Source organism: Rhizobium sp. 42MFCr.1 (assembly GCF_000377185.1).
Lineage (GTDB): Bacteria > Pseudomonadota > Alphaproteobacteria > Rhizobiales > Rhizobiaceae > Rhizobium > Rhizobium altiplani.
The window spans coordinates 21,900-34,396 of the sequence record NZ_KB897832.1 but is presented as its reverse complement, the minus strand read 5'-3'; the positions used below and the strand labels follow the sequence as shown (position 1 = coordinate 34,396).

Here is a 12,497-nt window from a genome sequence, read left to right as displayed (position 1 = left end):
TCACCCTCCATTTTTCGATTTTTGCAAAGCGTCTGCGATGGCTACGAGCAGGGCAGGGGCGTCGAAAGGCTTGCGGAAAAAACCGCTGATGCCTTGGGCGCGGCCGTGGTCCGCGATTTCATGGCGGCCGGTGATCAGGAAAACCGGCAGTTCCGGACGCACCTTCTTCACGATGTCGCGAAGTTCGAAACCGTCCGTACCGGGCATGCCGATGTCCGTTATGAGAAGGTCGAGGTCCGAGAGTCCGCGAACGAGCAAGTGCCCGGCCGAGCGGAAGCAGCAAGCCGTATAGCCGGCGGATTCCAGCAGTTCCTCCAGCGATTCGAGCAGCCTCGGATCGTCATCGATGACCGCGATGGTCGGTCTTGTTCTCTCCATGACTAATTTCCTCCCGCGCGGCGCGAGTGGGTGACAGGTATCTCCAACCTCTCCGCAATACGCACGAGATCGGCGAGCGATGCTGTTCCCATTTTCTGCATTACATTCCTTCGATGAATTTGCAGCGTGACTTCGCTGATCCCCAGTTCCGATGCTGCCTGCTTGTTGAGGAGACCACTGACCACGAGCGGCAGCACCTCGCGCTCCCGTGGGGTCAGCTCCAGGTATCGCTGTCTGAGCTGGCTCAGTTCGGCCCGCTCCGACCGCTTTTCCCGATCCTGGGAAATCGCCGTGTGGACCGCTGCCATGAGGTCCGCATCGCTGAAGGGCTTGGTGAGGAAGTCCACCGCGCCATGCTTGATCGCCCGCACCGAAGACGGAATATCGCCGTGCCCGGTGATGAAAACGATCGGCGGATGATCGCCTTCGGCGATCTGCCGCTGCAGTTCGAGGCCGTTGATATCGGGGAGTTCGACGTCGAGGATAAGGCAGGCAGGGACATCCGGTTTCTTACCGCCGACATATTCGCCCGCTGACCCGAAGGCGATGGTGTGTATGCCGTGGGTCTCGAGGAGTTCGCCGAGCGCCTCCCGAATGCTTTCATCATCGTCCACGATGAAAACAACATGGTCGTCCGTCGTCATGAGGTCTCTTTCGCTGCAATTGGTAAGGTGAAAATGAACCGCGCGCCGCACGGTTCATTCTTCTCGGTCCACAAACGCCCGCCATGCGCCTCGACGATCGATCGACTGATGGCCAGTCCCATACCCATCCCGTGCTGCTTCGTCGTGAAGAAGGGCTCGAACACACGATCGGGAGATTCGACGCCGCGTCCACGATCGCTGATTTCCGTCTGAACCTCGCTGCCCGCGCGATGCGCATGCACCTCAAGGACTTTTTCGCCTTCAACGAGATCCATCGAATCCATGCCGTTGCGGAAGAGATTGATGAGGACCTGTTGAATTTGGATGGAATCCAGTGTGACGGCAGGAAGGTCGACATCGACATGAAACTCCATGCGAATGCGGCGTCGGGCGGCCTCCTCGGCCATCAGGCCACGCGCTTCGGCGATGACGCTCGAGAGCGTCGCACGGCTCCTCGTCTCCGTGGATTGCTTGAACAGGGCCCGAATGCGGCTCACGACATCGGCGGCGGCGTTCGCGTCACGGATCAGGCGCTCGATCACGGTGTTGGCGCGTGCCACGTTCGGAGGCTCGAACGACAGCCAGCGATGGCAGGCATGCGAGTTGGCGACGATGGCGGCCAGCGGTTGGTTCACCTCATGGGCGATGGATGCCGAGAGCTCCGCAAGGCTTGCCGCCTGCGAAGCGACCGCCAGCCTCTCCTGCGTCCGGCGCAATTCCTCCTGGGTGCGCACGTCGTCATCGATGTCGAAGCTCACGCCGTACCACTGCAATATGCTGCCGTTCGCATCGCGAAGTGGCTCGGCTCGCCCGTTGATCCAGCGATAGACGCCGTCGGCCCGTCGTTGCCGGTATTTCATCGTGAAGGTGCTGCCCGTTGTAAACGAGTGCATGAGAGCTTGCCCGACTGCGGAGGCATCGTCCGGATGGACGGAATTCTGGATCGCCATCTGCAACCGGGTGGCTTTGGGCGAACTGAGATCGGTCAATGTCAGGCCGACATACTCGGCCAATCGCCTGTTCAGGTAAGACGGCTCGCCATCGGCCGCCGCTGCCCAGATCTGTACCGGGAGGGCATCCACGAGCCGTCTCAGCTGCGACTCGCTCTCCCGAAGAGCTTCCTGCGCCCGCATCTCATCTTCGATATCGATCGAAACCTGGTACCATTGCACGATCGCGCCAGACGCATCGCGCAAAGGCTGCGCGCGGGCCTCGATCCAGGGATAGGCGCCGTCCTTGGTACGCCGCCGAAAACGATTCACGAAAGGCGTTCCTGTCGCAAAGCCATCCAACGCCCTCCGCAGCATGACCGGGAGATCGTCAGGGTGAGCCAGATGCCGGGCCAGCCCCTCAAAATCCGTGACGTGATCCGGCACCGCTCCAACATTGTCCAGATATCGCTTGCTGGCGGAGGTGAGCTTGCCCTCGGGATCGTAGCTCAGGATGTTGATGGGCACTGCGTCGATCATCTGCTCCAGTTGCCGCTTGCTGTTGCGCAGCGCCTCTTCACTCTGCAATTGATCATCGATGTCGTGGCAGAGGCCGTACCATTGGGCGATGTTACCGTCCTGATCTCGCATCGCTTCGGCGCTTGTCGCCATCCACCGATACGTGCCGTCAGCTCGACGCATCCGCCATTTCATGGATAGTGGCTCACCACTCTCCAGGGAGCGTTGGAACGCGTCCGCAACCTCAACGGCATCATCGGGATGAATCGCGGTCTCGATAAATGCGTCGAGCCGGCTGATGTCCGGCTTGTCCAGGCCCGCGACATCCAGGCCCAGGTAGTCGACAAGCCTTTTGTTGAAAAAGACGGGCTGGCCGTCTGGTGAGATCCGCCAGAGATAACTCGGGACCATGTCCACGAGGAGCGACAGTTCCTGTTCCCGGCTGCGCAATGCAGCTTCCGCACGCTTGTGTTCGGTCAGATCGAGAATGTACGCAACCCCTTGTCGAGACTGCCCTTCGAAGCAGGCCGCCCCGATCAAGACCGGCACTCGACTGCCATCCTTCCTGAAATACTCCTTCTCCCGGGCTTGCATCTTGCCCGTCGCCGCAAGTTCTTCCGCCTCTTCGCGGGCATGCACGGTCTGCCATTTGGGAGGCGTTATATCGAACCACCGAAGGCCGGCCTGCACATCCTCCCGTTCGTACTGGATCATACGGAGAAACGCGTCATTGGCGTCGATGACTGTTCCGTCCAGATCCCATATGACGATCCCGATAATGTCTGAATCTATCAGTCGCCGGATTCTGGCTTCGCGCTCGGCTATGTCGCTGTAGAGGCGCGTCTGATCGTCGATGTCGTGCGAAAGGCCGTACCACTGGATGATCTGCCCCTTTTCGTCCCGCATCGGCTCCGCCCGGCCTGACATCCATCGATAGACGCCGTCTGCGCGACGCAGGCGGTAGTCCATCGCGAAATGCTTGCCGGTCGCAAGGCTGTCACGGAGTGACTTGGCGAGCCCCGGTGTGTCATCGGGGTGGATAGCGGCGTTGAGGATCGCTGCCATCTGGCTCGTATCCAGCTTGCCGGCGTCGGGCCTATCCACGCCGAGGAAATCCATCATGCGCTTGTTGAAGTAACTCGGCTCGCCGCTTGGATTAAGTCTCCAAAGCAGGCTCGGCACCATGTCGACGAGCTGCGAGAGTTCCCGTTCCCGGTCGCGCAATGCCTCTCGCGCGGTCACCAGGTCATGTATGTCGACGCTTACCGCGTACCAAGCAAGGATGGCGCCTGACTCGTCGCGCAAAGGCTCTGCGCGACTCTCGGTCCAGCGATAGGAGCCGTCGCGCCGTATGTGGCGATAGTGCACGAAATAGGGCGTGCCGGTCTCGAATGCGTGGGTGCGCACCTGCGCCCTCATTGCCCTGTCGTCCGGATGGATGACGTTTAAAGGGAACGCCGGCGTCCCGCCGTTGGCGGTAAAGTCCTCAAGAGTGGCGCCAGTTACGTCCGTGTACCACTTGTTGAGGTAGGTCGGCGTTCCTTCAGGGGTGGTGGTCCAAATCATGGCGGGCACGGCGTCGATCAGCTGCTGCAGCTGCCGCTCCCTGTGCCGCAACGCCTCTTGGGCGCGCACTTCGTCGTCGATGTCGATGGAGATGGCGAACCATTGCACAATCGCGCCGTTTTCGTCGCGTAGCGGTTCTGCTCGACCATCGACCCAGCGATAGACGCCATCCGCACGGCGCATGCGATACTTCAAGGAATAGGGCTCTCCGGTGGTGACGGAACGACGGACCGCTTGTAGTAGGACGGGTGCATCATCCTTGTGGACCAGGGTTTCTATGTTCGTCGCCAGTCGGCTCGTGCCCGGCTTGTTCAACTGATCCAGGTCAATCCCGAAAAAATCCACCAGACGCTTGTTGAAGAAGGTCGGTTCGCCTTCCGGCGTCAGCCGCCTGATGTGGACCGGGACCATGTTCACGATTTGCAAGAGCTCCCGCTCCCGGTCGCGCAGGCTCTGTAGCGTCAGCTGATGCTGCCGGGATATGGCAGCAACGATGAGCGCGGAAAATGCCGAGATCGCCAGGAAGAGCTGCAGCATGATCTGGTTGTGGCGCTGGGTCTCGGCATCGCCGGCAAATTGGCTGGCGCCAGATATCGTGAATGTCGCCGTGATCAGTGCGAGAAGGGCCAGCGTAACGGCGGCACCCTTGAATTCGAAGCGCACCGAGGCCCAAAGAAGTGGCGGCATGATGATGTAGGCGAAGGGCAGAAAGCCACTCAGCGAAAGGGTGGCGACGCCGAGCAGGATTACCCCCAGAACGCAAGCCTCCGCCCACCGCGCTGCTGAAAACTCGGCCTTGCCACCCCAACTCTGGAACACGACAAGTGCGAGCGGCGCCACGATCAGGACCCCGGTGGCATCCCCGATCCACCACAGAGCCCAGGCGTCCAGCAAGGTTTGCGAAGACATGCCGAACCAGACAAGCGTCGCACTTCCGACCGTTGCGCTCAGCATAGGTGCAATTCCTGCGCCGACGACAACGAATGCGACAACTTCCTGCAAGGTTTCCAATCGAACCGACCCCTTCAAGGTTCGGTTCACGAGCCATGCGCCGAACGTGGCTTCGAGCGCGTTGCCCGCATAAATAAGGAAGGCCACAGGCAGCGGACTATGGAACCACAGGACATTGCCAAGCAGTTCCGCCAGACCGCCCGCCAGCACCCACCACGGCCAGCTCCACATGGGAGCGAGGATCAGAGTCGCAATGAACAGGCCGCTCGGAGGCCAGATGGAGATGCCCGTTCCGGGCACGATTGCGAGCGCCTGAGCGAACCCGCAGCCCAGGACATAAGCCAGAATAAACAGGCCGAGATGCAGGAGTTGCGGGCGATACGACCAGACGCGCGTCATTTGGGCTCCTGCAAGGTACAATAGTCCGGGATCGTCAGCCTTTCGTATTGAACTTGTTGTCAATCCCGGTGCTGGCGAAGCTATGCCGCACCCTAATCGCGCCACCGCACCGCCGCAACTTATGGAAATCCATATGTTGGTGGCGATGCTGCCGCAGAGCCGAAGGAGACCAGGTCCAGAAGAATGCGCTCGACGTGAGGGCCGGCAGCAAGATGTGCCAGCCGAGCCCCAGGCAAATCCTATGCGGGAAGGAAATGCCGCATCGAAAACCCTGTAACGGTTCCGGTCTCAGTCCAGAAGAGGGAGGGGAGTGGTCGGCTCGTCGAAGTCCGTCGACCGGCTGATCTTGTCCCAATAGAGAGCGGCTGCGGATCGAACCGCATCGCTTTGGGCAATCCGTCCCAGGGCATCGCTTCCGAGGACGAGTTGTTCTGGCAGATCATCCTGGCGCGAAAGATCGAAGATGACGACGGCCACCTTGTCCGGGTCGCCGGGCTCGGTGCCGGCATAGCCTTCAGTCATCCTCATGATCGCGCCGATGGTCGGTTCGTATTCCGGCAATAGCGGCGGGACGTGCCCACGGGCAACCCGCGTCCAGTTCGTGCGGATGCTGCCAGGTTCGATGGCGATGGCCTTGACGCCGAACGGCTTGACCTCCTTGGCGAGCGAAGCGGTGAAACCGCTCACCGCCCATTTGGCGGCAGTATAGGCGGTCGACCCAGCACTGCCGAAGCGCGCCGAGCTGGACGAAATATTGATGATATGCCCTGATTTTTGACGGCGCATCACGGGGAGCGCCGCCCGCGTCAGATTGACCACGCCGTAGAAATTGGTGTCGATCTCCGCCTTGAAATCATCTTCCGAGACCTGTTCGAAGGGACTGAGATGCGCGTAACCGGCATTGTTCAGAAGCACGTCGAGGCGACCGAACCGTTCCATCGCGGTGTCGACTACGCGGCGTGCTGCTGGCGCATTCGTCACATCGAGTTCGATGAGTTCCACCTGCTTGCCGTAGCGGCGCGCAAGGTTGAGAAGGCGGTCGACGTTTCGGGCCGTCGCGACGAGGTTTTCGCCGCGCGCGAGCACGAGTTCGGCCGTGCTCAGGCCGATCCCGCTGGCGCTGCCGGTTATGAGCCAGGTCTTCGACATGTTGGATTTCCTTAAAGGGTGATGATGGAAAGGGCTTGAATGGAAATGGCGCGGCCTTGCCGCGCCACCGATGGTCCAAGTTACGAGCGTCAGGCCTTGAGGAAGGCGAGCAGGTCGGCGTTGACCTGGTCCTGATGTGTGGCGGTGATGCCGTGCGGCGCGCCGGGATAGTAGATGTCCTTGGCGCCCTTGATCAGCCGGGCGGACTTGACGGCGGAATCCTTGACCGGAACGATCTGGTCATCCTCCCCGTGCAGGACGAGCGTCGGCACGTCGAACTTCTTCAGGTCTTCGGTGAAGTCGGTCTCCGAGAATGCCTTGACGCATTCATAGGCGTTCAGCAGGCCGGCCTGCATGCTCCAGAGCCAGAACTGGTCGAGTGTGCCCTGGGAGACGTTTGAGCCCGGTCGATTGGCGCCATAAAATTGCGGGGCAAGGTCGCGGTAGAATTGCGAGCGATCCTTGACGAGGCCGGCGCGGATCGCGTCGAACGCTTCGATCGGCAGGCCTTCCGGATTGGCCTCTGATTTCACCATGACCGGCGGCACGGCGGCGATGAGCACAGCCTTGGCGACACGCTTCGTGCCATGCCGGCCGATATAGCGGGCGACTTCGCCGCCGCCGGTGGAGTGGCCGACCAGCGTCACGTCCTTGAGATCAAGCGCCTCGATCACTGCGGCCAGATCGTCGGCGTATCCGTTCATGTCGTTTCCGGATGTCGGCTGGCTGGATCGTCCGTGGCCGCGGCGATCGTGCGCCACGACGCGGAAGCCGTGCTGGGCGAGAAAGAGCATCTGGCCGTCCCAGGCGTCGGAGTTCAACGGCCAGCCATGCGAGAAGGTGACGACTGGACCGGTGCCCCAATCCTTGTAGTAGATTTCCGTGCCGTCCTTGGTGGTGATCGTGCTCATGGCTTGCTTTCCGTGGTTGCTGGTGGCGGGGAGAGGCTGCTTCGGCGTCTTTGCGGAGGCGACCGCCGGCAAGCCCACGGCGATCCCTGCGGTGAGGCTGCCGAGCAGGGCGTCGCGACGTGAGACACTGACAGTCGATGGGTTTGAAATATCGCGCATTTTCTATCCTTCGCGGTGATTGACATGCGACGGAGGATGGCGACTGGCGGCCCGGAAAACCATTGGGCGGAAGCATCTGGGGACTGTGCGAAAGTCTAGGTGACCGCATCGAACGATTAGGGCGGTTGCTCGCACCGAGGCGTTCACGACGCAAAACACGCGCTGATGAAGCGCGCGTTTTCTTGCTTGTCTATGTGCGGTGTGGGTTACCGATAGGGGGCCAGCGATGTAGTGGTGAGTGCAGGCCCTTGCAGCTCTTCCTGTTCGAAGTGCACGTCCATCGCATCGAACATGGCGATCATTCATCGAAGGGCGCATTTGCCACCAGATCGACCGAGGAGGTCGGCACTTTATAGCCAGGAACCAGGCGCTCCCCGAAATCCCGCGCGAAGTTGTCGTAAGTCGTTTCCGGCTGTGTCGCGGCGATGTGGCAAAAGCACTGGCTCATCTGCCGCTTCATCCCAAGCCGCGGAAATTCGGCGACGATCGCCTTCATCTCAGCCGAGGGAATGGAACTGTATTGCAGGCCGACGACGTCGAGGCAGATGCCGGCGGTGCAGAGTGCGACCTCGGCTTCCTTGTAGAGGCCGATCGACGGCGTCGAGTTGAGAGCGACGCAATCCCAGATCTGTTGGGCTCGATACTTGTCGAGCCCGGCTTCCGTCGCAAATCCGCGCACCAGATCCGCGGCCTCCACCTCGAAGCGCCGCGGCCCCGCAAATCTCTCGTTGAGCGTTATGTCGTGCAGCAGCGTGCCGACGGCCAAGACTTCCGCGTCGTGCTCGATGGCATGAAGCTGCCCGATCCGCTCGGCAAACAGCCAGGAGCGGACAACGTGGTTGAAGAGGTACGGCTCGCATGCCTGGCGCGCATGCTCCAGCGCGCGCTCGACGAGCGGCGTCTGGGGGACCGAAATTCCGGCAAGTGTTCGCATTGCTGTCGCGCTCATGGGCCCAAGCCTTGTTGATCTGAGTCTCTCGAAATATCGGCGGGTGAGGGCTGCGATGTCAGGCATTGGCCGGACATCGCACAGGTTTGTCTCACTTGTCGTCGATCGTTATGTTCTTCTCGTCGGTATCGACGACGAAAACCGCAAGCAGGCGCGCCGGCTCGGTCTTGCTTGCATTCTCGCTGACGGCGTGGTGATCGCCCGGAAACTCCGAGAAGCTTTCGCCGGCATGGTAGGTCGTGACCGGGCCGCTATTGACCTGACTGCGGATTGCGCCTTCGAGGACCGTTGCATAGATGAAGGCTGAGTTCGGATGCGTGTGGGCAGGCGAGGTGCCGCCCGGCGCATACTCGACCAAGACGCCCTTCATGCTTTTGCCGGGCACGTTGGGAAGCTTCTGGTCGTAAACGATGGTGACTTTCGCGTCACCGGAGGAAGTGTCATGCGCGACGGCGGCGCCGCCGAGGACGGCCGTCAATGCGGTTGCCGCCATAAAGGTCCGGAACATGTTGGTTCTCCTGTCGTGATTGTGCATGGAAGGGGCAGCCTGGGTCTTGCCGGACGCGCCGCCCCCCTCCGAAGGGGTTACGTTCTCGGCTGGTAGTGGCTGAGCCAGTCCTGGAAGCTGACGCGGCCAAGCCGGGCGTCGCCGATCGGCACGAGCGAGCCCTCGGCGAGCTCGGTGCCGAAATAAGGCGCATGCGGATCGGCGACGACCTGGCGGGAATCGCCGGTCGACTTCAGGAACTGCGCCGCGATCTCGTTGAGGCGAAATTTCTCCGGACCGGCAATCTCGATGATGCCATTCAGGGGTTTACCGAGGGCCACGTCGGCCATGGCGTCGGCGACATCCTCCGACGAGATCGGCTGCACATAGGCGGAGGACAGATGCACCGTCTGGTCGACCGTGCCTGACTGGACGATGCCCGGAATGAATTCCAGGAACTGCGTCGAATGCACGATCGTATAGGGAATGCCAGAAGCACGGATCAGCGCTTCCTGGGCCATCTTGGCGCGCATGTAGCCGCTGCCCTCGAGCCGCTCCACGCCGACAATGGAAAGGGCGATATGATGTTTGACGCCTGCCACGGCGGCTGCCTTGAGGAGGTTACGTCCCGCGGTCTGGAAGAATTCCATCACCGCCTTGTCCTCGAACGAGGGCGAATTGGCGAGGTCGATCACCACCCTCGCGCCAGCCAGCGCGTCGTCCAGGCCCTTGCCGGTCAGAGTGTCGACACCCGTATTTGGGGATGCTGCGAGGACGTCGTGGCCCTTTTTCCGCAGCCGTTCAACGGTCTTCGAGCCGATCAGTCCGGTGCCGCCAATGACAACGATTTTCATGCCTAGTCTCCTTCTTGGGTCATGTGCCCGGATCTTGATTGAAACCCGCCAGTGTCAGCATTCCGTGTGTGGGATCAGCGAAAGCCACGCCCGGATGCGGCTCCGATGGCGGGACAATGCGTTGGATCCCCGTCTTGAACCATTCTACCGGGGACGCGCTCATCTCCTGCCGAAGTATAGGAAGGGGTGTCCCGAACGGTGGAAGGCCTGATCGATCGGCGGGCGTCTGCTGAATTCCGCATTAGGCCGGGCGCATCGACCGGCCAGATGGATGATCCACGCTGTCGGGGATACTTCCTGTCCGGGCGCAACGTCCAGATCACTCATGTCACGGAGAACATGATGACCAAGCGTTTGAACATACTGGCCAGGAAGAGCGGAGGTATAGAAGGCCTCGTTGCCGTGGAGGCCTGGATTGCCAAGAGCTTCGATCCCAAGCTGATGGAGCTCGTCAAGGTGCGCGTGTCCCAGATAAACGGATGCGCCAATTGCCTGCACATGCATCGCCAGGACGCGTTGAAGCTCGGCGAGACAGAAGAGCGGATGCTCTTGTTGAACGCCTGGCATGAATCGGAGCTCTATGCGGATCGCGAACGGGCGGCACTGACATGGGCCGAGGCGCTGACCAATGTCGCTGAAGGCCATGCGCCGGATTCGGACTATGAGGTCGCGCAAAACGCCTTCTCGAAGGATGAACTCGTCGCGCTCTCGATCGGCATCGCAATGATCAATGCCTGGAACCGCCTGGCAATCGGCTTTCGGCTGCAGCATCCAGCGGATCGCAAGCGCGCCGCCTAACCCAAGCGTTCGCCGGGCAAATCCGTTCGCCCGGCGACCGGGCCGCCATGCAACCCAACTTCTTGTGCGCGTTACCGACGGGTCGCTGCGTCTTTCAACGCGGGCGTCGAGCGAATGACGAGTTTTTCGATCTCCACGACGAGGAAGAAGGCGAGCCCGCCCAAGATGAGCCAGAGCCAGACTGAAGGGGGCAAGGCCTCGGTGTCGAACACGGCCTGGAGCGGCGGTGCATAAGTGAAGAGGATCTGCAGCACCACAACCGCGGCTATGCCGTACCAAAGATAGGGATTGCCCAGATGGGCACGCACGGACAAAGACGAATCGAGCAGGTAACGGCTGTTGAAAAGGTAGTAGAGCTGCCCGAGCGTGATCGCGTTGACGGCAGCCGTGCGCGCCATCTGGTCCGAAGCGCCTTGCCCCTTCATCCAGAAGAAGACCACCAGCGTATAAAGGACAAGCGCCGCGCCCACGAAGAGGATGCGCCAGATCCCGAAACCGGTGACGATCGGCCGGTCGATCGAGCGGGGAGGGCGCGTCATCACGTCCGCCTCATGGGGCTCGAACGAAATGACAAGACCGAGCGCGACCGACGTGACCATGTTCACCCACAGCACCTGCGGCGCCGTGATCGGCAGCGTGAAGGCGAACAGGATTGCGATCGCGATCACCGCGCCCTGGGCGATATTGGTGGGCAGCAGGAAGAGCATCGCCTTCTCGATGTTGTTGTAGACCGTGCGGCCTTCCTTTACGGCCGCCGAGATCGAGGCGAAATTGTCGTCGGCGAGGATCATCTCCGCGGCCTCTTTCGTCACCTCCGTGCCCTTGATGCCCATCGCCACTCCAATATCGGCCTTCTTCAGCGCCGGCGCATCGTTGACGCCGTCTCCGGTCATGGCGACGATCTGACGATTGGCTTGGATTGCCTTCACGAGCCTGAGCTTGTGCTCGGGGCTGGCGCGGGCGAAGACATCGACGTCGCGCACGCATTCCTGCAGCGCCGCATCGTTCATCGCCTCGATCTCAGTGCCCGCCACGGCCGTCCTCCCGTCGCCGATGCCGAGCATCTTCGCGATTGCCGCCGCGGTGATCTTGTGGTCGCCCGTGATCATTGTCACCCGGATACCGCCGCCATGGCATTCCTGCACGGCATCGATCGCCTCCTTGCGGGGTGGATCCATGAAGCCCACGAAGCCCAGTAACACCAGGGTCTTCGGCAGATCCGCCGGCCTGAGGCTGCCGGCGCGGAGATCCGGGTTCGGCAGCCATGCCGGGCCCAAGACGCGCTCCCCCTGCGCAGCCAGCCGGTCACCTTCCCCAACAAACCAGTCACGATCGAGCGGCTCCGGACCGGTCGCGGCCTGCTGCCGGTCGCAATGATCGAGGATTACCTCAGGGGCGCCCTTGACCAGCAGCATTTGGCCGTCGGCCGAACGATTGAGGGTGGCCATGAATTTGTGCTCCGACTCGAAGGGGATCGCATCGATACGGGGCGCGGCTGCCGCCTCCGCGGCACGCTCGATGCCAACCTTCGTGGCGAAGGGATAGAGTGCGCCCTCGGTCGGTCTCCCTCCACTTTCCACTTTCCAACCTCATCGAAGAGTTCGGCATCGTTGCACAGCACGAAGACGCGGCCCATCAGCGTGAGCACGTCCGGCAAAGCACCGACCGGCTTGCCGCCGATCTTGATCTCGCCTTCGGGCGCATAGCCGTCGCCGCTGACCTCATAGGCCGCATCCGCCGTCACGACGGAGGCCACCGTTGGCCGTGTTTCCTGCGTTACCTTGAGTGGTTGTGGAATTGCCGG

At 61.5% G+C, this 12,497-nt stretch carries 10 protein-coding genes; 1 reads left to right on the top strand and 9 read right to left on the bottom strand.

The genetic code is table 11. The annotated features are described in order from the left end of the window. The 8 genes from C934_RS0115920 to C934_RS0115880 form a co-directional block, all read right to left on the bottom strand. A complete protein-coding gene (locus tag C934_RS0115920; protein ID WP_018857649.1) occupies positions 1–378 on the bottom strand; it encodes a response regulator in 378 nt (125 codons plus the stop codon). 2 nt (positions 379–380) lie between these two features. Beyond that, entirely contained in the window at positions 381–1,022 is a 642-nt protein-coding gene (locus tag C934_RS0115915) for a response regulator transcription factor (RefSeq protein WP_018857648.1), read from the bottom strand. Next, positions 1,019–5,386, bottom strand: a complete 4,368-nt coding sequence (locus tag C934_RS33245; protein WP_018857647.1) for a PAS domain-containing protein — start codon at positions 5,384–5,386, stop codon at positions 1,019–1,021. Before C934_RS33245 ends, C934_RS0115915 begins: the two co-directional genes overlap by 4 nt. Positions 5,387–5,674: 288 nt before the next feature. Next, complete coding sequence (locus C934_RS0115905; RefSeq protein ID WP_018857646.1) at positions 5,675–6,535, bottom strand: SDR family oxidoreductase; 861 nt, start codon at positions 6,533–6,535, stop codon at positions 5,675–5,677. A gap of 89 nt (positions 6,536–6,624) precedes the next feature. After that, the gene (locus C934_RS0115900; RefSeq protein ID WP_018857645.1) at positions 6,625–7,605 is read right to left on the bottom strand and encodes an alpha/beta fold hydrolase; all 981 of its coding nucleotides are present in this window, start codon (positions 7,603–7,605) and stop codon (positions 6,625–6,627) included. Between the two features lie 298 nt (positions 7,606–7,903). After that, positions 7,904–8,554 (bottom strand): hypothetical protein, encoded by a 651-nt coding sequence (locus C934_RS0115890; protein WP_018857643.1) that lies wholly within the window; start codon positions 8,552–8,554, stop codon positions 7,904–7,906. Positions 8,555–8,645: 91 nt separating this feature from the next. Then, a complete protein-coding gene (locus tag C934_RS0115885) occupies positions 8,646–9,062 on the bottom strand; it encodes a cupin domain-containing protein (protein ID WP_018857642.1) in 417 nt (138 codons plus the stop codon). 77 nt (positions 9,063–9,139) lie between these two features. Next, the gene (locus C934_RS0115880; protein ID WP_018857641.1) at positions 9,140–9,895 is read right to left on the bottom strand and encodes an SDR family oxidoreductase; all 756 of its coding nucleotides are present in this window, start codon (positions 9,893–9,895) and stop codon (positions 9,140–9,142) included. A gap of 342 nt (positions 9,896–10,237) precedes the next feature. On the opposite strand from C934_RS0115880, the gene C934_RS0115875 reads away from it, so the two are divergent. Continuing rightward, positions 10,238–10,693: a carboxymuconolactone decarboxylase family protein gene (locus tag C934_RS0115875; protein ID WP_026371832.1), complete on the top strand. Its 456-nt coding sequence runs from the start codon at positions 10,238–10,240 to the stop codon at positions 10,691–10,693. 71 nt (positions 10,694–10,764) lie between these two features. Here the strand turns inward: C934_RS0115875 and C934_RS32005 are convergent, their stop codons facing one another. Further along, the gene (locus C934_RS32005; protein WP_018857639.1) at positions 10,765–12,273 is read right to left on the bottom strand and encodes an HAD-IC family P-type ATPase; all 1,509 of its coding nucleotides are present in this window, start codon (positions 12,271–12,273) and stop codon (positions 10,765–10,767) included. Positions 12,274–12,497: the final 224 nt, after the last annotated feature.

Bases quoted from the DNA above. Each gene is read 5' to 3' on its own strand.
- C934_RS0115920 (WP_018857649.1), bottom strand. From the start codon at position 378: ATGGAGAGAACAAGACCGACCATCGCGGTCATCGATGACGATCCGAGG.
- C934_RS0115915 (WP_018857648.1), bottom strand. From the start codon at position 1,022: ATGACGACGGACGACCATGTTGTTTTCATCGTGGACGATGATGAAAGC.
- C934_RS33245 (WP_018857647.1), bottom strand. From the start codon at position 5,386: ATGACGCGCGTCTGGTCGTATCGCCCGCAACTCCTGCATCTCGGCCTG.
- C934_RS0115905 (WP_018857646.1), bottom strand. From the start codon at position 6,535: ATGTCGAAGACCTGGCTCATAACCGGCAGCGCCAGCGGGATCGGCCTG.
- C934_RS0115900 (WP_018857645.1), bottom strand. From the start codon at position 7,605: ATGCGCGATATTTCAAACCCATCGACTGTCAGTGTCTCACGTCGCGAC.
- C934_RS0115890 (WP_018857643.1), bottom strand. From the start codon at position 8,554: ATGAGCGCGACAGCAATGCGAACACTTGCCGGAATTTCGGTCCCCCAG.
- C934_RS0115885 (WP_018857642.1), bottom strand. From the start codon at position 9,062: ATGTTCCGGACCTTTATGGCGGCAACCGCATTGACGGCCGTCCTCGGC.
- C934_RS0115880 (WP_018857641.1), bottom strand. From the start codon at position 9,895: ATGAAAATCGTTGTCATTGGCGGCACCGGACTGATCGGCTCGAAGACC.
- C934_RS0115875 (WP_026371832.1), top strand. From the start codon at position 10,238: ATGACCAAGCGTTTGAACATACTGGCCAGGAAGAGCGGAGGTATAGAA.